The sequence below is a fragment of the Ramlibacter sp. G4-7 genome, assembly GCF_057784995.1.
In genome coordinates this window covers 98,515-120,356 of the sequence record NZ_JBYNTT010000011.1, presented here as the reverse complement: position 1 = coordinate 120,356, position 21,842 = coordinate 98,515, and the positions used below count along the sequence as shown (strand labels likewise).

The 21,842-nt window shown below is 68.7% G+C and carries 25 protein-coding genes and 1 tRNA gene; 16 read left to right on the top strand and 10 right to left on the bottom strand.

All coding sequences use genetic code 11. The features are described 5' to 3' along the window. Window positions 1-3: 3 nt before the first annotated feature. Complete coding sequence (locus tag AC3EGR_RS16570) at window positions 4-282, bottom strand: hypothetical protein (RefSeq protein ID WP_488547607.1); 279 nt, start codon at window positions 280-282, stop codon at window positions 4-6. Window positions 283-359: 77 nt separating this feature from the next. Between AC3EGR_RS16570 and hemA the strand changes: the two genes are divergently transcribed. The 5 genes from hemA (at window position 360) to AC3EGR_RS16545 (ending at window position 5,207) form a co-directional block, all read left to right on the top strand. Next, window positions 360-1,631: a glutamyl-tRNA reductase gene (gene hemA, locus AC3EGR_RS16565; protein ID WP_488547606.1), complete on the top strand. Its 1,272-nt coding sequence runs from the start codon at window positions 360-362 to the stop codon at window positions 1,629-1,631. Between the two features lie 105 nt (window positions 1,632-1,736). Beyond that, entirely contained in the window at window positions 1,737-2,834 is a 1,098-nt protein-coding gene (gene prfA, locus AC3EGR_RS16560; RefSeq protein ID WP_488547605.1) for a peptide chain release factor 1, read from the top strand. Beyond that, window positions 2,831-3,655, top strand: a complete 825-nt coding sequence (gene prmC, locus AC3EGR_RS16555; protein WP_488547604.1) for a peptide chain release factor N(5)-glutamine methyltransferase — start codon at window positions 2,831-2,833, stop codon at window positions 3,653-3,655. The genes prfA and prmC overlap by 4 nt, the downstream gene beginning before the upstream one ends. Window positions 3,656-3,703: 48 nt before the next feature. Continuing rightward, window positions 3,704-4,033, top strand: a complete 330-nt coding sequence (gene grxD / locus AC3EGR_RS16550; RefSeq protein ID WP_488547603.1) for a Grx4 family monothiol glutaredoxin — start codon at window positions 3,704-3,706, stop codon at window positions 4,031-4,033. Window positions 4,034-4,211: 178 nt separating this feature from the next. Next, window positions 4,212-5,207, top strand: coding sequence for an AAA family ATPase (locus AC3EGR_RS16545; RefSeq protein WP_488547602.1), 996 nt, complete (start codon window positions 4,212-4,214; stop codon window positions 5,205-5,207). 3 nt (window positions 5,208-5,210) lie between these two features. Here the strand turns inward: AC3EGR_RS16545 and AC3EGR_RS16540 are convergent, their stop codons facing one another. After that, window positions 5,211-5,888: a lytic transglycosylase domain-containing protein gene (locus AC3EGR_RS16540; RefSeq protein WP_488547601.1), complete on the bottom strand. Its 678-nt coding sequence runs from the start codon at window positions 5,886-5,888 to the stop codon at window positions 5,211-5,213. Next, window positions 5,885-7,630, bottom strand: coding sequence for a proline--tRNA ligase (locus AC3EGR_RS16535; protein WP_488547600.1), 1,746 nt, complete (start codon window positions 7,628-7,630; stop codon window positions 5,885-5,887). The genes AC3EGR_RS16540 and AC3EGR_RS16535 overlap by 4 nt, the downstream gene beginning before the upstream one ends. Before the next feature lie 93 nt (window positions 7,631-7,723). Between AC3EGR_RS16535 and AC3EGR_RS16530 the strand changes: the two genes are divergently transcribed. Both AC3EGR_RS16530 and AC3EGR_RS16525 read left to right on the top strand, forming a co-directional pair. Next, window positions 7,724-8,380 (top strand): RNA pyrophosphohydrolase, encoded by a 657-nt coding sequence (locus tag AC3EGR_RS16530; protein WP_488547676.1) that lies wholly within the window; start codon window positions 7,724-7,726, stop codon window positions 8,378-8,380. Beyond that, the gene (locus tag AC3EGR_RS16525; protein ID WP_488547599.1) at window positions 8,370-8,921 is read left to right on the top strand and encodes a CNP1-like family protein; all 552 of its coding nucleotides are present in this window, start codon (window positions 8,370-8,372) and stop codon (window positions 8,919-8,921) included. Before AC3EGR_RS16530 ends, AC3EGR_RS16525 begins: the two co-directional genes overlap by 11 nt. Window positions 8,922-8,961: 40 nt before the next feature. On the opposite strand, the gene proB is transcribed toward AC3EGR_RS16525, so the two are convergent. From proB to rplU, 4 genes are all read right to left on the bottom strand, one after another. Then, the gene (gene proB, locus AC3EGR_RS16520) at window positions 8,962-10,095 is read right to left on the bottom strand and encodes a glutamate 5-kinase (protein ID WP_488547598.1); all 1,134 of its coding nucleotides are present in this window, start codon (window positions 10,093-10,095) and stop codon (window positions 8,962-8,964) included. Window positions 10,096-10,153: 58 nt separating this feature from the next. Next, complete coding sequence (gene cgtA / locus AC3EGR_RS16515) at window positions 10,154-11,230, bottom strand: Obg family GTPase CgtA (RefSeq protein WP_488547597.1); 1,077 nt, start codon at window positions 11,228-11,230, stop codon at window positions 10,154-10,156. 95 nt (window positions 11,231-11,325) lie between these two features. After that, window positions 11,326-11,589: a 50S ribosomal protein L27 gene (rpmA, locus tag AC3EGR_RS16510; protein ID WP_488547596.1), complete on the bottom strand. Its 264-nt coding sequence runs from the start codon at window positions 11,587-11,589 to the stop codon at window positions 11,326-11,328. 12 nt (window positions 11,590-11,601) lie between these two features. Further along, on the bottom strand, window positions 11,602-11,913 hold the full coding sequence (gene rplU, locus AC3EGR_RS16505; protein ID WP_488547595.1) for a 50S ribosomal protein L21: 312 nt from the start codon (window positions 11,911-11,913) through the stop codon (window positions 11,602-11,604). A 199-nt stretch (window positions 11,914-12,112) separates the two neighbouring features. Between rplU and AC3EGR_RS16500 the strand changes: the two genes are divergently transcribed. From AC3EGR_RS16500 to AC3EGR_RS16460, 9 genes are all read left to right on the top strand, one after another. Then, on the top strand, window positions 12,113-13,042 hold the full coding sequence (locus AC3EGR_RS16500; RefSeq protein WP_488547675.1) for a polyprenyl synthetase family protein: 930 nt from the start codon (window positions 12,113-12,115) through the stop codon (window positions 13,040-13,042). Window positions 13,043-13,072: 30 nt separating this feature from the next. Beyond that, window positions 13,073-13,149 (top strand) — tRNA-Pro (locus tag AC3EGR_RS16495). Window positions 13,150-13,313: 164 nt separating this feature from the next. Then, the gene (locus AC3EGR_RS16490; protein ID WP_488547594.1) at window positions 13,314-13,541 is read left to right on the top strand and encodes a hypothetical protein; all 228 of its coding nucleotides are present in this window, start codon (window positions 13,314-13,316) and stop codon (window positions 13,539-13,541) included. A 230-nt stretch (window positions 13,542-13,771) separates the two neighbouring features. Then, window positions 13,772-15,505 (top strand): type IV-A pilus assembly ATPase PilB, encoded by a 1,734-nt coding sequence (pilB, locus tag AC3EGR_RS16485; RefSeq protein ID WP_488547593.1) that lies wholly within the window; start codon window positions 13,772-13,774, stop codon window positions 15,503-15,505. A 32-nt stretch (window positions 15,506-15,537) separates the two neighbouring features. After that, the gene (locus AC3EGR_RS16480) at window positions 15,538-16,752 is read left to right on the top strand and encodes a type II secretion system F family protein (protein ID WP_488547592.1); all 1,215 of its coding nucleotides are present in this window, start codon (window positions 15,538-15,540) and stop codon (window positions 16,750-16,752) included. Next, on the top strand, window positions 16,752-17,618 hold the full coding sequence (locus AC3EGR_RS16475; protein ID WP_488547591.1) for a prepilin peptidase: 867 nt from the start codon (window positions 16,752-16,754) through the stop codon (window positions 17,616-17,618). The genes AC3EGR_RS16480 and AC3EGR_RS16475 overlap by 1 nt, the downstream gene beginning before the upstream one ends. A gap of 13 nt (window positions 17,619-17,631) precedes the next feature. Further along, the gene (gene coaE / locus AC3EGR_RS16470; RefSeq protein WP_488547590.1) at window positions 17,632-18,234 is read left to right on the top strand and encodes a dephospho-CoA kinase; all 603 of its coding nucleotides are present in this window, start codon (window positions 17,632-17,634) and stop codon (window positions 18,232-18,234) included. A gap of 40 nt (window positions 18,235-18,274) precedes the next feature. Next, complete coding sequence (gene zapD, locus AC3EGR_RS16465) at window positions 18,275-19,027, top strand: cell division protein ZapD (RefSeq protein WP_488547589.1); 753 nt, start codon at window positions 18,275-18,277, stop codon at window positions 19,025-19,027. An 8-nt stretch (window positions 19,028-19,035) separates the two neighbouring features. After that, a complete protein-coding gene (locus AC3EGR_RS16460) occupies window positions 19,036-19,242 on the top strand; it encodes a DNA gyrase inhibitor YacG (protein WP_488547588.1) in 207 nt (68 codons plus the stop codon). 10 nt (window positions 19,243-19,252) lie between these two features. Here the strand turns inward: AC3EGR_RS16460 and AC3EGR_RS16455 are convergent, their stop codons facing one another. The 3 genes from AC3EGR_RS16455 to argJ are packed head-to-tail and all read right to left on the bottom strand — an operon-like array spanning window position 19,253 to window position 21,815. After that, a complete protein-coding gene (locus tag AC3EGR_RS16455; RefSeq protein ID WP_488547587.1) occupies window positions 19,253-19,723 on the bottom strand; it encodes an NUDIX domain-containing protein in 471 nt (156 codons plus the stop codon). Then, window positions 19,720-20,592 (bottom strand): ATP-binding protein, encoded by an 873-nt coding sequence (locus AC3EGR_RS16450; RefSeq protein WP_488547586.1) that lies wholly within the window; start codon window positions 20,590-20,592, stop codon window positions 19,720-19,722. Before AC3EGR_RS16450 ends, AC3EGR_RS16455 begins: the two co-directional genes overlap by 4 nt. After that, entirely contained in the window at window positions 20,589-21,815 is a 1,227-nt protein-coding gene (argJ, locus tag AC3EGR_RS16445) for a bifunctional glutamate N-acetyltransferase/amino-acid acetyltransferase ArgJ (protein ID WP_488547585.1), read from the bottom strand. Before argJ ends, AC3EGR_RS16450 begins: the two co-directional genes overlap by 4 nt. Window positions 21,816-21,842: the final 27 nt, after the last annotated feature.

The window sequence follows — 21,842 nt, the reverse complement described above, 5'->3', positions numbered from 1 at the left end:
ATTCTAGGAGCGCCAAGCGCGACCGCTGAGCCACTGGACGGTCGCCACGACCAGCACCAGGGCGGTATAAGTTCCCATCTTGCCGTCCCGCCCGAAGTACCACAGGCCGGCGCCCAGCACGAGCACGCCGGCGAGGCTGTTGACGGCGAAGCTCACCCACCAGGACCGGGGGCGCGCCGCCGGCGGGAGCACGACGCGGGCCGCCAGGGCGACGACGAAGGCGACCACCAGGGCGGGGGTGACGAAGCTGAGCAGGTGCCGGAGGATTTCGAGGGGACTCACGTACGGTTGACCTGGAGCAAGTGGGTATCCGATCCGGCATAAGTGATTGATCTCGATCGAATTTTATAATCGGGGCCATGGCAGTCTGGGCATTGGGCATCAACCACACGACGGCACCGCTGGACCTGCGGGGCCGGTTCACGTTCGCCCTCGACCAGATCGCGCCCACTTTGCACGGTTTGCGCCACAGCGTGGGCGCCCGGATGGACGGGCAGCCCGAGGCGGCCATCCTCTCCACCTGCAACCGCACCGAGATCTACTGCGCGGGCACGCAGCACGAGATCGACAGCACCGTGGAATGGCTGGCACATTCCGGCGGCGTCAACCCCGGCCTGCTGCGCAGCCACGCCTATACCTTGCAGGACGCCGGAGTCGCCCGCCACGCCTTCCGCGTGGCCAGCGGGCTGGACTCCATGGTGCTGGGCGAGGCGCAGATCCTGGGCCAGATGAAGGATGCCGTCCGGGTGGCGGACCAGGCCGGCGCCCTGGGCACGACCCTCAACCAGCTGTTCCAGCGCTCCTTCGCCGTCGCCAAGGAGGTCCGCACCTCCACCGAGATCGGAGCCCATTCGATCAGCATGTCGGCCGCCGCGGTGCGGCTGGCCGGCCAGCTGTTCGAGGACCTGGGCAAGGTGCGCGTGCTGTTCGTGGGCGCGGGCGAGATGATCGAGCTGGCGGCGACGCACTTCGCCGCCAAGAGCCCCAGGTCGCTGGCCATCGCGAACCGCACCCTGGAGCGCGGCGAGAAGCTCGCCAGCCGCCTAGGGGGCGAAGTGATGCGGCTGGCGGACCTGCCGGCGCGCCTGCACGAATTCGACGTCGTGGTGAGCTCCACGGCCAGCCAGCTTCCCATCATCGGCCTCGGCGCCGTGGAACGCGCCCTCAAGGCGCGCAAGCACCGGCCCATGTTCATGGTCGACCTGGCGGTGCCGCGCGACATCGAGCCGGAGGTCAAGGCGCTGGAGGACGTGTATCTCTACACGGTCGACGACCTCGCGAACGTGGTGCAGACGGGCACCGCGAACCGGCAGGCCGCGGTCGCGCAGGCCGAGGCGATCATCGATGCCGGCGTGCAGAGTTTCGTGCACTGGATGGACCAGCGCGGGGCCGTGCCGCTGATCCAGCAGCTCAATTCCCAGGCCGACGAGTGGCGCAGCGCCGAACTCGCGCGCGCGCGCAAGCTCCTTGCCCGCGGCGAGGACATCGACGCGGTGCTGGAGGCCCTCTCGCGTGGCCTCACGCAGAAGATGCTGCACGGCGCGATGGCCGAACTCCGCACCGGCGATGCCGACGCGCGCCAGCGCGCGGTCCAGGCGATCCAGCACTTCTTCCTGCGCAAGGAACGTTAGCGGGCCTGCGCGCCCCCCAGGTGATGCCGGGCCCCACCCGGCCTCCCGGGTCCCTCGCCGCCCGCATGGATCGCGGGCCCCGCCCGCAATGACCTCCCCTCCCCCATGAAACCCTTCCTCCGCCAGCAGCTCGAGCGCTTCCCCGTCCGCCTCCAGGAACTGGACTTCTTCCTGTCGCAGCCGGAGGTGGTGAACGACATGGCGCGCTACCGCGAGCTCACGCGCGAACACGCGGAAGTGGCCGAGGTGAACGGCGTGTACCAGCGCTTCCTGCAGCGCGAGCGCGACCTGGCGCAGGCGCGCGAGATGCTGGACGATGCCGACATGGCGGAGATGGCGAAAGAGGAGATCGCCGCCATCGAAGTCGAACTCCCGGCGCTGGAGAACGAACTGCAGACGCTGCTGCTGCCGCGGGACCCGGACGATGTGCGCAACGTGTTCCTCGAGGTGCGCGCCGGCACCGGCGGCGACGAGTCCGCGCTGTTCGCCGGCGACCTGCTGCGCATGTACCTGAAATACGCCGAGCGCCAGGGCTGGCGCACCGAGATCGTGAGCGAAAGCGAGGGCGAGGTGGGCGGCTTCAAGGAAGTGGTGGTCCGCATCGTGGGGGACGGGGCCTTCGGCAAGCTCAAGTTCGAATCGGGCGGTCACCGCGTGCAGCGCGTGCCGGCCACCGAAAGCCAGGGGCGCATCCACACCAGTGCCTGCACCGTCGCCGCGCTGGCCGAGCCCGACGAGGCCGCGGCCGTGCAGATCAACCCGGCCGACCTGCGCATCGACACCTACCGGGCGTCCGGTGCCGGCGGCCAGCACGTGAACAAGACGGACTCGGCCGTGCGCATCACGCACCTTCCCACGGGCATCGTGGCCGAATGCCAGGACGACCGCTCGCAGCACCGCAACAAGGCCAAGGCCATGCAGGTGCTGGTCGCGCGCATCCAGGAAAAGGAGCGCTCCGAGCGCGCCGCCAGGGAGGCGGCGACCCGCAAGGGCCTGATCGGAAGCGGCGACCGGTCCGACCGCATCCGCACCTACAACTTCCCCCAGGGCCGCATCACCGACCACCGCATCAACCTGACGCTCTACAAGCTGGGCGCGGTCATGGAAGGCGACCTCGACGAGGTCGTCGCCGCCCTGCTGCTTGCCCGCCGCGCCGAGCAGCTGGAGGAGCTCGAGGTCGGCATGGGCGGGGCACGCGCGTGAACCTCGCCGAGGCCCTCGCCGCCGCGGCCGCGCTGGGACTGGCGCGCCTGGACGCCCAGTTGCTGCTGCTGCACGTGCTGGGACGGGGGGCCGGCGAGCGTGGCTGGCTGCTCGCCCACGATACCGACGCGCTGGCGGCCGGCGCGGCCGAAGCCTTCCTGGCACTGGCGCAGCGGCGGGCGGCAGGCGAGCCGGTGGCCTACCTCACCGGGGAAAAGGAGTTCCACGGCCTGTCCCTGCAGGTCGACGCCCGGGTGCTCGTGCCCCGGCCCGACACCGAGACGCTCGTCGACTGGTCCCTGGAGGTGCTGCGAGATCGAAGCGCGCCGCGCGTGGTCGACCTGGGCACCGGCAGCGGCGCGATCGCGCTGGCGATCCAGGCGGCGCGGCAGGACGCGGTGGTGGAAGCCGTCGACCGCAGCGCCGGCGCGCTCGCGGTGGCGGCCGCGAACGCCCAGCGCCTGGGCCTGCCGGTGCGCTTTCGGCAGGCCAGCTGGCTGGAGCAAGCCGGCCGGTACGAACTCGTGGTGAGCAACCCGCCGTACGTTGCGGACGCCGATCCCCACCTGCCGGCCCTGCGCCACGAACCGCGCGAGGCGCTCGCCGCCGGCTCCGACGGCCTGGACGACCTGCGCGCGATCGTCGCGGCGGCCCCGGCCCACCTCACCCCCGGCGGCTGGCTGCTGCTGGAACACGGCTGGGACCAGGCCGAGGCCGTGCGCGCCCTGCTGGCCGCCGCCGGCTTCACCCAGGTGCAGAGCCGCCAGGACCTGGCCGGCATCGCCCGCTGTTCGGGCGGGCGCCGGCTTGAACTGGGATAATCCGGCACCAACTCGGCGCAGTCCCGGCACCACAGGAGAAATTCCCCCATGAGCGACGCCCAGCAACGCATCGACGACCTGGTCAAGAACAGCGACATCGTGCTGTTCATGAAGGGCAATGCGTCCTTCCCCATGTGCGGCTTTTCCGGCCGTGCCGTGCAGATCCTCAAGGCCTGCGGGGTGGACCCCAAGCAGCTGAAGACCGTGAACGTGCTGGAGGACGACGGCATCCGCCAGGGCATCAAGGAATACAGCAACTGGCCCACGATCCCGCAGCTCTATGTGCGCGGCGAATTCATCGGCGGCTCGGACATCATGATGGAGATGTACCAGAGCGGCGAACTGCAGCAGGTGCTGGGCACCCCGGCGCAGTCCTGATCCCCTCCTTGCCGGCGCGCCCGGGCGCGCCAGCACTGTCTTGTCGCGGCTGCCAATAGCCGCTTCTCCCGCTCGCGTTGTCGACTGAAGCTGACAAGGTCGTGCGAAAGCTCGTCCACGGCTTGCCCGCCTGGCACAGCCTATGCTGGAATGCAGATCAGTCGTCAAGGAGTTGGGTATGCCATCGCGTAGCCTCGTTCCCAGCAGCCATGGGCTGAAGCTGCCCATTGCCAACCTGCGCAGCGTTTTCCATCCACACGACGTGGAACGCAAGCTCGCCAAGCTGCCGGCGCGCGACCACGAGAGCCTGCGCGCGACCTACGAGCGCATGCTGGAGCGAGGCCCGGAGCGCTTCCAGGTCAAGCCCAGCGGCGTTCCGGAGATGGCGGCCCTCTACGAGCAGCTGCCCAATTTCTCCGACGCGCTCGACGATGTGAAGCGGCACGTGGCGCTCTCGCAGGACGCGGGCGACGGCATCGAGATCACCCCCATGCTGCTGCTCGGCCCGCCGGGCATCGGCAAGACGCACTTCGCCCGCCAGCTCGCCGACCTGCTGGGCACCGGCATGAGCCTGGTCCCCATGAGTTCCATGACCGCGGGCTGGCTGCTGTCCGGCGCCTCCTCGCAGTGGAAGGGGGCCAAGCCCGGCAAGGTGTTCGAGGCGCTCGTGGACGGGCAGTACGCCAACCCGGTGCTCGTCGTCGACGAGATCGACAAGGCCAGCGCCGACGCGCAGTACGACCCGTTGGGCTCCCTCTACAGCCTGCTGGAGCACGACACCGCGCAGTCCTTCATGGACGAATTCGCCGAAGTCGCCATCGACGCGAGCCAGGTGATCTGGATCATGACGGCCAACGACGAGCGCTGCATCCCCGAGCCGATCCTCAACCGGATGAACGTCTTCGAGATCGACGCGCCCACGCACGAACAGGCGCGCACCATCGCCCGCAACCTCTACCTGGGCATCCGCAGCGACCACGGGTGGGGGACGCGCTTCGACGCCGAGCCGGCCGACGACGTGCTGGACTGCCTGGCGGAACTGGCCCCGCGGGAGATGCGGCGTGCCCTGATGACCGGCTTCGGCAATGCCCGGCTGGCGCACCGCGAAAGCATCCTGCCGGAGGACCTTCCCAAGTGCGGCGGCAACAAGGCACGCATGGGATTCGTCCAATAGGGGTCAGCCCCCAGGCAGCCGCATCGGCGCAATCCTCGCCGGCAGCGCCGGCGGCGGCGCGCCATCCCTCCACTCCCACGTCCTTGCCGCGGCGAACACCGCATTCGGATACTGCGGCCGCCCGCGGCTGCCGTTGTAGCGGCCCAGGGCGAGGAACAGGTCGCCGTTCTCCCGATCGAGGTAGTGGCGCAGGATCACGCAGCCGAAGCGCAGGTTCGTCTGCATGTGGAACAGGCTGGATGCATCGCCGTTGCCGATCAGGCGCGTCCAGAAGGGCATGACCTGCATGTAGCCGCGCGCGCCCACCGGGCTCACGGCGAACTTGCGGAAGGCGCTCTCGACCTGGATCAGCCCCATCACCAGCCCCGTGTCGAGGCCGGCGCGCTTGGTTTCGTACCAGACGGTCTGCAGGAATTCCTTGCGCTCGCTCCACTCGGTCTTGCGCCGCTGCAACCGGTGGCTCATGGCGCCCAGCCAGCGCAGGTATTTCAGGCGCTGGTCGATGTCCGTGAAGTCGGGGACCGGCGGGGCGCTGTTGGCGATCGCCGAACTCAGCGCCGTGCGCACCGAGTCGGCAAGGGGCTCTTCGATCTGCCCGCCGGCATGCGCGAGCGGCATGCCCGCCGCCCACAGTCCGGCGCCGGCGAGCGCGGGCAGGAGACAAGCACGCCGCCTGATCACGCCGCGAGCTTCCCCTGCAGGAACGAGGCGATCTCGCCGGCGGCGACCTTGGTGGCCGCCGCATCGCGGCGATGCTGGTATTCGAGCTGGCCTTCCTTGAGGCCGCGGTCGGAGATCACCACGCGGTGCGGCACGCCGATCAGCTCCCAGTCGGCGAACATCGCGCCGGGGCGCTCGCCGCGGTCATCCAGCAGCACGTCGACGCCGGCGGCGGCGAGTTCGTCGTGCAGCTTCTCCGCGGCCGCCTTGACCTCGGCGCTGCGGTCCATGCCGATCGGGCACACCACCACGGTGAAGGGCGCCAGCGCGTCGGGCCAGATGATCCCGCGCTCGTCGTGGTTCTGCTCGATGGCCGCGGCGGGCAGGCGCGTGATGCCGATGCCGTAGCAGCCCATCTCGAAGACCTTGGGCTTGCCGTCCTCGTCGAGGAAGGTCGCGTTCATGGCCTTGGAGTACTTGGTGCCCAGATAGAAGATGTGGCCCACTTCGATGCCGCGCTCGATGGCGAGCTTGCCCTGGCCGTCCGGCGACAGGTCGCCTTCGACCACGTTGCGCAGGTCGGCGACGGCGTCGGGCTCGGGCAGGTCGCGGCCCCAGTTCACGCCGGTGAGGTGGTAGCCCTCCTCGTTGGCGCCGCAGATCCAGTCGCCCATGAGCGCCACGTCGCGGTCGGCAACGACCTTGACCTTCTGCTTGAGGGCGATGGGGCCGAGATAACCCGGCCTGGTGCCGAAGTGCGCCTCGATCTCGGGCACGGTCGCGAAGCGGAAGCCGCCGTCCAGCCCCGGCACCTTGCCGACCTTGATCTCGTTCATGTCGTGGTCGCCGCGCACCAGCAGCAGCCACACTTGCGAGCCGGCCACGTTGCCCTGGGCGTCCAGCTTGTCGGTCGCGAGCACCAGCGACTTCACGGTGGTGGCCAGCGGCACCTTCAGCAGGTCCGCCACTTGCTCGCAGGTGCTGCGGCCCGGGGTCGGCACCTTCTCCATGGCCCGGGCGGGCGCCGGCCGCGCGTGCCTGGGCGCCAGCGCTTCGGCCTTCTCCATGTTGGCGGCGTACTGGCTGTCCGGGGAATAGACGATGGCGTCCTCGCCGGTGGCGGCGATCACCTGGAACTCCTCGGACAGGTCGCCCCCGATCGCGCCGCTGTCCGCCGCCACGGCGCGGTAGCGCAGGCCGAAGCGGTCGAAGATGCGCCGGTAGGCCTGCGCCATGATCTCGTAGCTGCGCTTGGCCGCGGCCGGGTCCCGGTCGAAGCTGTAGGCGTCCTTCATGATGAACTCGCGCCCGCGCATGAGGCCGAAGCGCGGCCGGCGCTCGTCCCGGAACTTGGTCTGGACCTGGTAGAGGTTCTTGGGCAGCTGCTTGTAGCTGCGCAGCTCCTGGCGGGCGATGTCGGTCACCACCTCCTCGCTGGTGGGCTGCACGACGAAGTCGCGCTCATGGCGGTCCTTGATGCGCAGCAGCTCGGGGCCCATCTTGTCGAAGCGCCCGGTCTCCTGCCAGAGCTCCGCGGGCTGCACCACCGGCATCGCGCACTCCACGGCCCCCGCGCGGTCCATCTCCTCGCGCACGATCGCTTCCACCTTGCGGATCACGCGCAGGCCCATGGGCATGTACGTGTAGATGCCGGCGCCGAGCTTCTTGATCATGCCGGCGCGCATCATCAGCTTGTGGCTGGCGACTTCGGCGTCGGCGGGGGCTTCCTTCAGCGTGGAAATCAGGAACTGCGAGGCTCTCATCGAAATTGGACCGGGGATGGTGACTGCTGAGCCCTTCCAGCGCGCGGGAGCGCCGTGCATAATGAACTCAGTTCAAAGATTTGGGGTGTGATTATGCTGGACCGGGACGGCTTCAGGCCCAACGTCGGCATTATCCTGCTCAACCTGAAAAACCAGGTGTTCTGGGGCAAGCGGATCCGGACACACAGCTGGCAGTTTCCTCAGGGCGGCATCGACCGCGGCGAGAGCCCGGAGCAAGCCATGTTCCGCGAGCTGCACGAGGAAATCGGGTTGATGCCGGAGCACGTGCGCATCGTCGCGCGCACGCGCGACTGGCTGCGCTACGAGGTGCCGGAGCGCTACATCCGGCGCGACGCGCGCGGCCACTACAAGGGACAGAAGCAGATCTGGTTCCTGCTGCAGCTGATGGGACAGGACCACAACCTGAACCTGCGCGCGACCAACCACCCCGAGTTCGACGCCTGGCGCTGGAACGACTACTGGGTGCCGCTGGACGTGGTGGTGGAGTTCAAGCGTGGCGTCTACGAGATGGCCTTGCGCGAGCTCGCCCGCTACCTCCCGCGCAACGACCACCGCAACCGCTACCTGCGCAGCGGGATGCGCACGCGCGATGCCGAACACGGCCCGTACGAGGGCCATCCCACGCCCCTGCCCGCCCCCGGCATGGAACTGCCGCCCGGTGCCACCTTCGAACCCAACCCGCAGGGACGGGACTTCCCGTCCGGCACCAAGGGAAAGCATGCTTCGTAGACTGCTGGCGCTGGCCCTGGCCGGCGCCGTTGCCGCCGCCTCGGCGGCGGAGCTGGGCGCCCCGCCCGGCACCCCGGACAACAGCAACATCCCCGACGTGCCGGAGTGGAAGGAAGTCGATGCCCCGCCCCCACCGCCGCTGCGCACGACGGGCCTGATCCCCATCGACGTCGCCGGCAGCGGCGCGCTGCGTTTCGCGGTGGATCCCGCCTCGATCTCCATCGGCAAGGACGACGTCGTGCGCTACGTGGTCGTGGCCAGCAGCCGCACGGGCACCGTCAACGGCCTCTACGAGGGCATCCGCTGCGGCAGCGGCCAGGTGAAGGTCTACGCCCGCCACAACCCGGACACGGGGTGGGTGCCGGCCAGCAACAGTGACTGGCAGGACGTGTTCAAGGTCGCGAACTCGCGCCACAGCCTCGCCATCGCGCGCAGCGGCGTGTGCCAGGAGAACGCACCGAACGTCTCCGCCACGCAGATCATCCAGGACCTGAAGGCGCCGATCGACCGCCGCTTCGAGCGCGGCGGCACGAACCGCTAGACAGCCCGCGCGCTGCGGCCCAGCCTGGCGGGAACGCGCCTCAGCGCGTCACCACCAGGTTGGTGCGGTGGATCATCTCGGGTTCGGCCACGTACCCGAGCAGCTTCTCGATCTCGGTGGAGGGCTTGCGGCACAACAGGCGCGCCTCCGCGGCGGCGTAGTTCGCCAGGCCCCGGGCGATCTCCTGCCCGGAAGGGTCGCGCACCGCGATCACGTCGCCGCGCGAGAAGTCCCCCTCGACGCCTGTCATGCCGATCGGCAGCAGGCTCTTGCCCTCGGAACGCAGCTTGGCGGCCGCGCCCGCATCCACGGTCAGCGCTCCGCGCAGCTGCAGGTGGTCGGCCATCCAGCGCTTGCGCGCCTGGTTCTTCTGCGTCGGGGCGACCAGCAGCGTGCCGATGATCTCCCCTTGCGCCAGGCGCAGCAGGCAGTCCGGTTCGCGGCCCCAGGCGATCACGGTGGAGGCGCCCGAGCCCGCGGCGCGCTTGGCGGCCAGCACCTTGGTGATCATGCCGCCCTTGCCGATGCTGGAGCCGGCGCCGCCCGCCATCTGCTCCAGCGACGCGTCGCCGGCGCGCGCTTCCTGGATGAAGGTCGCGTCCGGATCCTTGCGCGGATCGGCGCTGTACAGGCCCTTCTGGTCGGTCAGGATCACCAGCAGGTCGGCCTCGACCAGGTTGGCCACCAGCGCGCCCAGCGTGTCGTTGTCGCCGAACTTGATCTCGTCGTTGACCACCGTGTCGTTCTCGTTGATCACCGGCAGCACGCGCAGCGACAGCAGCGTCAGCAGCGTCGAGCGCGCATTGAGGTAACGCTCGCGATCGGCCAGGTCCGCGTGCGTGAGCAGGACCTGCGCGGAGGCCATGCCGTGCTCGCGCAGCTTGGTCTCGTACATGTGCGCCAGGCCCATCTGGCCGACGGCGGCGGCCGCCTGCAGCCTGGCCAGTTCGCGCGGTCGGCTGGTCCAGCCCAGGCGCTTCATGCCTTCGGCGATGGCGCCGCTGGACACCATGATCACCTCGCGGCCCTGCGCAGCGAGCGCGGCCAGCTGCCGGCTCCACTCGCCGATGGCGCCCTCGTCCAGCCCGCGGCCCTCGTCGGTGACCAGGCTGGACCCCACCTTGACGACGATGCGGCGCGCGTCGCGCAAAGCCGCCTGCCCGTTCTTCTCCATCAGAAATGCCTCCGCGCTGTGCCCTGCGCGCGCGCCGCTTCGGGCGGCCCTGCGCGGCTCATCGTTCGATATTCTCGCCGCCCGCAAAGCGCGGGTCGACCTCGACGTGCGGCTGCTCCGCGACCTGCTGCGCATGCACGTGCTGCCAGATCGCCTTGATCAGGTGCTCGCAGCCCTCGCGCGTGAGCGCGGAGATCTCGAACACCGGCCCCTTGTACTTGAAGCGCTTGACGAAGTCCTTCACGCGCGCCGCCCGCTCCTCGGCCGGCACCATGTCCAGCTTGTTCAGCACCAGCCACCGGGGCTTGTCGTACAGGGCCTTGTCGTACTTCTTCAGCTCCTCGACGATCGCCTTGGCCTGGGCGACGGGGTCCACGCCCTCGTCGAAGGGCGCGACGTCCACGACGTGCAGCAGCAAGCGCGTGCGCTGCAGGTGGCGCAGGAACTGGTGGCCCAGGCCGGCGCCCTCGGCCGCGCCCTCGATCAGGCCCGGGACGTCGGCGACCACGAAGCTCTGTTCCGGCCCCACGCGCACTACCCCGAGGTTGGGATGCAGCGTCGTGAAGGGATAGTCGGCGATCTTGGGCCGCGCATTCGACACCGCGGCGATGAGGGTGGACTTGCCCGCGTTGGGCATCCCCAGCAGGCCGACGTCGGCCAGGACCTTGAGTTCGAGCTTGAGGTTCTTCTTCTCGCCGGGCCAACCCGGCGTCTTCTGCCGCGGCGCCCGGTTGATCGAGCTCTTGAAGCGCATGTTGCCGAAGCCGCCGTCGCCGCCCTTGGCGATCATGATCTTCTCGCCCGGCACCAGCAACTCGTACAGGACGTCGCCGGTCTCCGCATCGGTGATGATGGTGCCCACCGGCATCTTCAGGGTGATGTCGTTGCCCATGGCACCGAACATGTCCGAGCCCATGCCGTGCTCGCCCCGGCCGGCCTCGTGCCGGCGCGAGAAGCGGTAGTCCACCAGGGTGTTGAGGTTCGGGTCCGCCACCGCGTAGACGTGTCCGCCGCGGCCGCCGTCGCCGCCGTTGGGACCGCCGAATTCCTTGTATTTCTCGTGGCGGAACGAGACGCAGCCGTTCCCGCCGTCGCCCGCGGCGATGTCGATGAATGCTTCGTCGACGAACTTCATGGCTTCAGCCCTTTATAAAGGACAAGGCCCCGACTTGTCGGGGCCTTGTCACCGCCCCGTGTCGCCGGGGCTTACTGTCAGCGGGTGAGACCGGCTCAGGCCGCCACGGGGACGACGCTGATCGTCTGCTTGTTCAGCGCGCCCTTGGTCTGGAACTGCACGTGGCCGTCCACCAGGGCGAACAGCGTGTGGTCCCGGCCCTGGCCGACGTTCGTTCCGGGGTGGAACTTGGTGCCGCGCTGGCGCACGATGATGGAGCCGGCGCTGATGAGTTCGCCGCCGAAGGCCTTGACGCCCAGCATCTTCGGCTGGGAATCGCGCCCGTTTCGCGTGGAGCCGCCGCCTTTTTTCTGTGCCATTGTCCGTTCTCCTTAGCCGGCGATCGCACCGATTTCGAGTTCGGTGTAGGCCTGGCGATGGCCCTGGTGCTTCTGGTAGTGCTTGCGGCGACGCATCTTGAAGATGCGCACCTTCTCGTGCTTGCCGTGCGAAACGACCTTCACCTTGACCGTGGCACCCGACACCAGGGGGACCCCGATCTTCAGGTCGCTGCCGTTGCCGAGAGCGAGAACCTGGTCGATCGTGATTTCCTGGCCGATGTCCGCAGTAATCTGTTCTACCTTGATCTTGTCGCCGGACGCAACGCGATACTGCTTGCCCCCGGTTTTTATGACCGCGTACATGTTGACCTCACAAAGAAAGCTCCCCGGACGAATTCCGGAGAGCCCGCGATTATAGCGTTGTTGGCGTCCACTCACAACTCAGGGGCATGGCCCCCGGCGGGTGCGGCGGTCGCGTTCCTATAATCCGGCGCAACTCTGCGGATTCCCTGTCTTGACCGATACCAGTGCCTCGTCCGTCCTAGCCCTGATTGCGGACGACATGCGCGAGGTGGACGCCGTCATTGGGCGCCGGCTCGATTCCGGCGTGCCCCTGGTCGGCCAAGTCTCCCGTTACATCATTTCCTCCGGCGGCAAGCGCCTGCGCCCCGCCCTGCTGCTGCTGATCTGCCGCGCGCTGGGCTATCGCGGCCCCCAGCGCTTCAACCTGGCCGCGGTGGTGGAGTTCATCCACACCGCCACCCTGCTGCACGACGACGTGGTGGACGAGTCCACCCTGCGCCGCGGCCGCGCCACGGCCAACGAGCATTTCGGCAACCCGGCCAGCGTGCTGGTGGGCGACTTCCTCTATTCGCGCGCCTTCCAGATGATGCTCGACGCGCACGACGTGCGGGTGATGGAGATCCTGGCGGACGCCACCAACGTGATCGCCGAGGGCGAGGTCATGCAACTGATGAACATGCACGACCCGGGCCTGGACGAGGCGGCCTACCTGCAGGTGATCCGCTCCAAGACCGCCAAGTTGTTCGAGGCCAGCGCCCGCCTGGGTGCCGTGCTCGCCGGCGCCCCCAGCGCCGTCGAACAGGCCTGCGCCGACTACGGGCAGGCCCTGGGCACCGCTTTCCAGGTCGTCGACGACGTGCTCGATTACGCCGGCGCCAAGGACGAAATGGGCAAGAACCTGGGCGACGATCTGCGCGAGGGGAAGGTCACCCTGCCGCTGATCGCGGCCATGCGCCGCGGCAGCGCGCAGCAGCGCGACCTGATCCGGCGCGCCGTGGAGACCGGTGCGCTCGACGAGCTCGATCACGTGGTGGAGATCGTGCGGGCCACCGGGGCGCTGGACGTGGCGCACGAGGCCGCGGCAGCGGAGGCGCAACGCGCGATGTCAGCCGCCGCGCAGCTTCCGTCGAATGAGCATGCTCAGGCTTTGGTACAATTGGCGGCTTCGCTGCTCGCGAGGCGCAACTGAGGAAACTCGGCGCGCCGGAGCGGCGGACATCGGGGTGTAGCTTAGCCTGGTAGAGCGCTACGTTCGGGACGTAGAGGCCGGAGGTTCGAATCCTCTCACCCCGACCAGGTTTCCCATTCGAATCGGGCACGTCGTTGCCCGATTCGTCTTTCTGGCCTGCCCTCGCCGGATCGCGTTCCCCCCACCGCAGCACGCAGACGGCATCGCCGCCTGCATCAGGTCGGGCCCTGCGCCGACCTCGCGCTTGCCCGCGGAACCTCATCGTCCCGCCATGCACACGGTCGATTACACCCGCAAGGCCGGGCAGCAACTCACGTACCGCATCGTCGCGGACGACCATGGCCGTTTCACGATCGCGCTGGGCGAAAAGGAATTGCTGCGGGGGCGGGACAGCCTCTCCGCGGGCGGCCGCCGCGGGGCGAACAAGCGCAAGATCGTCGGCGCGGTCGCCGAAGCGCAGCGCGCCATCGAGTCCTTGCTGCTGATGGACGAGAGCTGAGGCCAGGCCGGGGCCTCGCAGGCCGTCCATCCTCGCGCGGCGACCGTTGAGTCCCGCTGACGTTAACAAGCCATTGCAAACGGGCTGGATGGTGGGCGAGCCGTGACTTCCTACCAACGCCGGGGCTTTGCAAACGGCGTGCGCATTTACACCAACTCGGCTTTTCGGGATGATCGGACACCGATTTCCCTCTGCCCGAGCACGCCCCGGGCCGCCCCAACGTTTCTTCCATGGCCGCCGTCGACCCCATCACCGAAGCCTCCGTCGCCCTGCCTGGCCTTGGCCGCGCGCTGGTTTCCGCGGGCAAGCTCGGCCAGAAGGCGGCCGAGGAAACCTACCGCAAGGCCCAGTCCAAGCGCACCAGCTTCATCGCGGAGCTGACCGGCTCCGGCGCCGTGTCGCCCGCCGACCTGGCGCACACCATGGGCGCCGCGTTCGGAGCGCCGGTGCTGGACCTCGACGCGCTGGACACGAACCGGCTGCCCAAGGGCCTGCTGGACGGAAAGATCTGCCAGGACTTCCGCATCGTCGTGCTCTCCCGGCGCAACAACCGCCTGATCTGCGCCACGGCCGATCCCTCCGACCAGGCTGCCGCCGAGAAGATCAAGTTCGCCACCCAGATGGGCGTGGACTGGATCATCGCGGAGTACGACAAGCTGACCAAGATGGTGGAGACCATCGGGACCTCGACCACCGAGGCCATGGACAGCATCATCGGCGAGGACTTCGAGTTCGACGAGTCCAGCATGGACACGTCGGCCGGCGGCGACGAGGACTCGGGTGCGACCTCCGACGTCGACGACGCGCCGGTCGTCAAGTTCCTGCACAAGATGCTGCTGGACGCCATCGGCGCCCGCGCCTCCGACCTGCACTTCGAGCCCTACGAGCACCAGTACCGCGTGCGCTTCCGCATCGACGGCGAGCTGCGCGAGATCGCCTCGCCGCCGGTGGCGATCAAGGACAAGCTCGCCTCCCGCATCAAGGTGATCTCCCGCATGGACATCTCCGAGAAGCGGGTGCCCCAGGACGGCCGGATGAAGCTGAAGATCAGCGCCGACCGCGTGATCGACTTCCGGGTGTCCACCCTGCCCACGCTCTTCGGCGAGAAGATCGTGATCCGTATCCTGGACCCGAGCTCCGCCCGCCTGGGCATCGACGCGCTGGGCTACGAGCCGGAAGAGAAGGCGCGCCTGATGGACGCCATCGGCCGCCCCTACGGCATGATCCTGGTGACCGGCCCCACGGGCTCCGGCAAGACGGTGTCGCTGTACACCTGCCTGAACCTGCTGAACAAGCCGGGCGTGAACATCTCCACGGCGGAAGACCCGGCGGAAATCAACCTGCCCGGCGTCAACCAGGTGAACGTCAACGACAAGGCGGGCCTGACCTTCGCGGCGGCGCTGAAGTCCTTCCTGCGCCAGGATCCGGACATCATCATGGTCGGCGAAATCCGCGACCTGGAAACCGCCGACATCGCCATCAAGGCCGCCCAGACCGGCCACCTGGTGATGTCCACGCTGCACACCAACGACGCCCCGACCACGCTGACCCGGATGCGCAACATGGGCATCGCGCCCTTCAACATCGCGTCCTCGGTGATCCTGATCACGGCCCAGCGCCTGGCGCGGCGCCTGTGCGGCCAGTGCAAGAAGCCGCTGGACATCCCCTACGAGAACCTGATCGAGGCGGGCTTCAAGGAAGAGGACGTCGACGGCACGTGGACGCCCTACCAGCCGGTGGGCTGCTCGGCCTGCAACAACGGCTACAAGGGACGGGTGGGCATCTACCAGGTGATGCCCGTCGGCGAGGACATGCAGCGCATCATCCTGGCCGACGGCAGCGCGCTCGAGATCGCGGAACAGGCGCGCAAGGAGGGCGTGCGCAGCCTGCGCGAATCGGGCCTGCACAAGGTGCGGCTGGGCCTGACTTCCCTCGAGGAAGTGCTCGCCGTCACCAATGAATAACACCGAGAACAGCGAAAGTCAGAGGAGCGCAGATGGCCACCGTAGCAGCTAAGGTCACCGAATTCGTCTTCGAGTGGGAGGGCCGCGACCGCAACGGCAAGCAGGTGCGCGGGGAAACGCGCGCCGCCGGCGAGAACCAGGTCATGGCGTCGCTGCGGCGCCAGGGCGTGTCGCCGAGCAAGATCAAGAAGCGCCGCATGCGCTCCGGCTCCAAGATCAAGCCGAAGGACATCGCGATCTTCACGCGGCAGCTCGCCACCATGATGAAGGCCGGCGTGCCCCTGCTGCAGTCCTTCGACATCGTGGGCCGCGGCAACGCGAACGCCAGCGTGACCAAGCTGCTCAACGACATCCGCACCGACGTCGAGACCGGCACCTCGCTGTCCGCCGCCTTCCGCAAGTACCCCATGTACTTCGACAACCTCTACTGCAACCTGGTGGAGGCCGGCGAAGCGGCGGGTATCCTGGAAAGCCTGCTCGACCGCCTGGCGGTCTACATGGAGAAGACCGAGGCGATCAAGTCCAAGATCAAGTCGGCGCTGATGTACCCGATCGCGGTGCTGGTCGTGGCCTTCGTCGTGGTCTCGGTGATCATGATCTTCGTGATCCCGGCGTTCAAGGAGGTGTTCACCTCCTTCGGCGCCGACCTGCCGGCGCCCACGCTGTTCGTGATCGCCGTCAGCGAGTTCTTCGTCAAGTACTGGTGGGCCATCTTCGGCGGCATCGGCGGCGCGCTCTACTTCTTCATCCAGGCCTGGAAGCGCAACGAGAAGGTCCAGCAGTTCATGGACCGCCTCATGCTCAAGCTGCCGCTGTTCGGCAACCTGGTCTACAAGTCGGTCATCGCCCGCTGGACGCGCACCCTGTCCACCATGTTCGCCGCCGGCGTGCCGCTGGTGGAAGCGCTCGACTCCGTGGGCGGCGCCTCCGGCAACTCCGTGTACGAGCTGGCCACGCAGAAGATCCAGCAGGAGGTGTCCACCGGCACCAGCCTGACCGCGGCGATGACCAATGCCAACGTCTTCCCGTCCATGGTGCTGCAGATGTGCGCCATCGGCGAGGAGTCCGGCTCGATCGACCACATGCTGGGCAAGGCGGCGGACTTCTACGAGGCCGAAGTCGACGACATGGTGGCCGGCCTGTCGAGCCTGATGGAGCCGATCATCATCGTGGTGCTGGGCACGGTCATCGGCGGCATCGTGGTCTCCATGTACCTGCCCATCTTCAAGCTCGGCTCGGTCGTCTGATGTTGCTGGATCCCGGTCTCGAGGCGGCCATCATCGCCGCCGTCTTCGGCCTGCTGGTCGGCAGCTTCCTCAACGTCGTCGTCTACCGCCTGCCGAAGATGCTGGAGCGGCAGTGGGCCGCCGAGTGCGCGGACTTCCAGGGCCAGCCGGCCAAGGAGGAGGAGCCCTTCAACCTGGTGGTGCCGCGCTCGCGCTGCCCGCACTGCGGCCACCAGATCCGCTGGTACGAGAACATCCCGGTCCTGAGCTGGCTCGCGCTGCGCGGCCGCTGTTCGTCGTGCAAGGCCGGCATCAGCCTGCGCTACCCGGTGGTGGAACTGGTCACCGGCGCCTTCTTCCTCCTGTGCGGCTGGCGCTGGGGCCTGGGCCTGCAGGCGGCCGCCTGGGCGACGTTCGCGTCGCTGCTGATCTGCCTGTTCCTGATCGACATGGACACCCAGATCCTGCCGGACGACCTGAACTACGCCCTGCTCTGGCTTGGCCTGCTCACCGCTGCGATGGGCTGGACCGTGCCGCTGGCGTCCGCCGTCTGGGGCGCAGCGCTGGGCTACGGCATCTTCTGGCTGATCTTCCAGCTGTTCAAGCTGGCCACCGGCAAGGAAGGCATGGGCTATGGCGACTTCAAGCTGCTCGCCGCCCTCGGTGCCTGGCTGGGCGCGCCCTATCTCGTGGCCATCATCCTGATGTCCTCCATCGTCGGCGCCGTCATCGGCATCCTGCTGCTGTTCGTGGGCCGGCTGGCCAACAAGGACATCCCCATGCCCTTCGGCCCCTACCTCGCCGGCGCCGGCCTGCTATCGCTGGCGCTGAGCCCGGCGGCAGTGCCCCTGCTGCTGCCCTTCGCCTTCCCCTTCGGCGTGCGCTGAGGAGGCCCTGGCCATGGCCGCGCGCATCGGCCTCACCGGCGGCATCGGCAGCGGCAAGAGCACGGTGCTCGCGATGCTGCAGGAGCTGGGCGCGGCCGCCATCGACGCCGACGCGATCTCGCGTGCGACCACCGCAGCCGGCGGCGCGGCCATCCCGCTGATCCGCCAGGGCTTCGGCCCCGAATTCGTGGGTGCGGACGGCGCGCTCGACCGCGTCCGCATGCGGGAGCGCGCCTATGCCCACCCGCAAGCGCGGCGGGAGCTGGAGCAGATCATCCATCCGCTGGTGGGCGCGGAGATCGCGCGGCAGGTCGAGGCCGCCTTGGCGGCCGGAGCGCGCTGCATCGTCTTCGACATTCCCCTGCTGGTGGAGTCCGGGCGCTGGCGCCCCCAGCTCGATCGCGTGCTGGTGGTGGACTGCGAGCCCGAGACGCAGGTGGCGCGCGTCACGGCGCGCAGCGGCCTCGCCGCCGAAGAGGTGCGCGCGATCATCGCGGCGCAGGCCCCGCGGGCCCTGCGGCTCGCCGCCGCCGACCTCGTGATCTGCAACGAGGGTCTGACGCTGCAAGCGCTGCGGAACGAAGTGGAACAGGCGGCGCGCACCTTCGGGCTATGATGGCGCCCTGCCGAATGCCCCCCGCAGTTCACGCCCGCCGGTGATCCTCTACGAATACCCCTTCAACGAACGCATCCGGACCTACCTGCGGCTGGAACACCTGTTCCGCCGCCTGGGCGAGCTGATCCCACGCAGCCACCCGCTGGACCACCATTACGCGCTCGCCACCATCTTCGAAGTGATGGACGTCGCCGCACGCGCGGACCTGAAGTCCGACGTGCTCAAGGACCTGGAGCGCCAGAAGCAGGCGCTCAACGGCTACCGCGGCAACCCGGCCATCTCGGAAAAGGTGCTCGACGGCGTGATCGCCCAGCTGGAAGGGTGCTTTCGCGAGGTCAACGGCACGCCGGGCAAGGCCGGCCAGCCGCTGACCGAGAACGAGTGGCTCATGAGCATCCGCAGCCGCGCCGGCATCCCCGGCGGCACCTGCGAGTTCGACCTGCCCGGCTACTACGCCTGGCAGCACCACCCCGCCGAGGACCGCCGCGCCGACCTCGAGCGCTGGGCGAACACCCTGGCGCCGCTGGCCGAATCCATCCACCTGCTGCTGCGCCTGCTGCGCGACACGGGCGCCCCGCAGAAGGTGATCGCCTCCGGCGGCCAGCTGCAGCAGACCCTGCCCCAGGGCAAGACCTTCCAGCTGCTGCGCCTGCGCATCGACCCGACGCTGGGCCTGGTGCCGGAAATCAGCGGCAACCGCCTGATCGTCTCGGTGCGCCTGATGCGCCAGGAAGCCGACAAGATGCAGGCCAGCACGGACAACACGCCCTTCGAACTCACGCTCTGCGCCTGATTTCCGCGATGGCCACCCGCCCCGAGAAGCCCCGCCTCGTGCGCTGCCCTGCCTGTGGCGGCGACAGCGTGTACGCGCCGAGCAATCCCTACCGGCCCTTCTGCAGCGAACGCTGCAAGAACCTGGACTTCGGCGCCTGGGCCAGCGAAACCTTCCGCGTCCCGGACGAAACGCCACCCGACGACGTGCCGTTCGGGGATCCCAAGGAGCAATAGGAGCTTGTCTTCAGGCGTGCGTGGCGCCTGCGAAGCCCCGTTCCTGCGCGAACCACCGCAGCACCGGCACCGTCCCCGGCAGGACCGGTTGCACCGTGACGGGCAGCTGCTGCCAGGCGAACTGCTGGCCTTCGTGCATGTGCAGCGTGCCGGTCCATTCGTGGACCTTGCAGAAACTCAGCCGCACCAGCGCGTGCGGGTAGTCGACGCGCTCGACGCGCCAGGGATGCGCCGGGCCGATGGTGACGCCGATCTCCTCCTGGAGTTCGCGGCGCAAGGCCTGTTCGACGGTCTCGCCGGGCTCCACCTTGCCGCCGGGGAATTCCCAGTAGCCTTCGTAGACCTTGCCGGGCGGGCGCGAGGTCAGGAGGAAGGCCCCGTCCGCGCGCAGCAGCACGCCCACCGCGACCTCGACCTCCTTGCGGTCCGGCCCGCCCTCGCGCGGACGGTCGCCATCGGCGACCAGGATGCCCGTGCTCACGCGTGGTGCCGCCCCGCGTAGTCGCGGGCGAACTGGTAGGCCACCCGGCCGCTGCGCGAGGCGCGCTCCAGCGCCCACACCAGCGCCTGCGGACGCGCCGCTTCGATCTCCGGCTGCGGCACGCCGAAGTGCTCCAGCCAGGTCGCCGTGATGTGCAGGTACTCGTCCTGGCTGAAGGGATAGAAGCTCACCCACAGGCCGAAGCGCTCGGACAGCGAGATCTTCTCCTCCACCACCTCGCCCGGATGGACCTCGCCATCGTCGGTATGGGTGTAGGTCAGGTTCTCCTTCATGTACTCCGGCAGGAGGTGGCGCCGGTTGCTGGTCGCGTAGATCAGCACGTTGGGCGTGGACGCAGCCACCGAGCCGTCCAGGATGGACTTCAGCGCCTTGTACCCGGGCTCGCCCTCCTCGAAGGACAGGTCGTCGCAGAACACCATGAACTTCTCCGGGCGCCCCGCGACGATGTCGACCACGTCGGGCAGGTCCACCATGTCGCCCTTGTCGATCTCGATCAGGCGCAGGCCCTGCGGCGCATATTCGTTCAGGCAGGCCTTCACCAGCGAGGACTTGCCCGTGCCGCGCGCGCCCGTGAGCAGCACGTTGTTGGCCGGATGGCCCTGCACGAACTGCTCGGTGTTGCGCTGGATCTTCTCCTTCTGCGGATCGATCTCCTTCAGGTCGTCCAGCCGGATCGCGGCCACGTGCTTCACCGGCTCCAGCACGCCGTGCCCGCTTGAGCGCTTGCGGTAGCGCCAGGCGATCGCCTTGCTCCAGTCGGGAGCGGACAAGGGCTGCGGCAGGACGGCCTCGAGGCGGTCGAGCAACTGCATGGCGCGCGAGATCAGCGCGTCGAAGTTTTGCGTCATGAGCGGTAGTCTGCGTTGATGCTCACGTAGTCGTGGCTGAAGTCACAGGTCCACACCTGGTCGGCGGCGGTGCCGCGGCCCAGGTCCACGCGCACGGTGATCTCGGCCTGCTTCATCACGCGCTGGCCGTCCTCCTCGCGGTAGGCCGGGTTGCGGCCGCCGCGGGTGGCGACGTGCACTTCGTCCAGGTACAGCTCGATGCCGCCCTGGTCGAGGTCCTCGATACCCGCATAGCCGACGGCCGCGAGGATGCGGCCCAGGTTGGGATCGCTCGCGAAGAAGGCAGTCTTCACCAGCGGCGAATGGGCGATGGCATACGCGACCTGGCGGCACTCGGCGGAGGTCTTGCCGCCTTCGACGCGCACGGTGATGAACTTGGTGGCGCCCTCGCCGTCGCGCACGATGGCCTGCGCGAGCAGGCGCGCAACCTCCAGCATGGCGGCCTGCAGCACCTGCCCGGCCGGCGTGTGAAGCGAACCGATCACCGGATGGCGCGCCTTGTTGGTCGCGATCACCACGAAGGAATCGTTGGTGGAGGTGTCGCCGTCCACCGTCGCGCGGTTGAAGGAACCCTCGGCCAGTTCGAAGGCGAGCTCCGGCAGCAGGCGCGGGTCGACCTGTGCGTCGGTGGCCAGGAAGCCCAGCATGGTGGCCATGTTCGGGCGGATCATGCCGGCGCCCTTGCTGATGCCGGTGACGGTGACGGTGGCGCCCTCGATCTGCACCTGGCGGCTGAAGGCCTTGGGCAGCGTGTCGGTGGTCATGATGCCTTCGGCCGCCTTCAGCCAGTGCTCCGGCTTCGCATCGGCGAACGCGGCCGGCAGGCCTTTCTCGATGCGGTCCAGCGGCAGCGGCTCCATGATCACGCCGGTGGAGAAAGGCAGCACCTGTTCGGGCGCCAGCTCCAGCAGGCGCGCCGCGGCGATGCAGGTGGCGCGCGCGCGCACCAGGCCGTCCTCGCCGGTGCCCGCGTTCGCATTGCCGGTGTTGATCACCATGGCGCGGATGTCGCCGCGCGCCAGGTGTTCGCGGCACACCTGCACCGGCGCCGCGCAGAAACGGTTGCGCGTGAACACGCCGCCGACGGCGGTGCCCTCGTCGAAGAGGAAGGTCACGAGGTCCTTGCGGTTGGCCTTGCGGATGCCCGCCTCGGCGACCCCGATGCGCACGCCGGGAACGGCGTGCAGCGAGTCCGCGCGCGGCGCGCTCAGGTTGACTGCCATGGAAGTCCTTGTTGCTGTTGGGAGGAG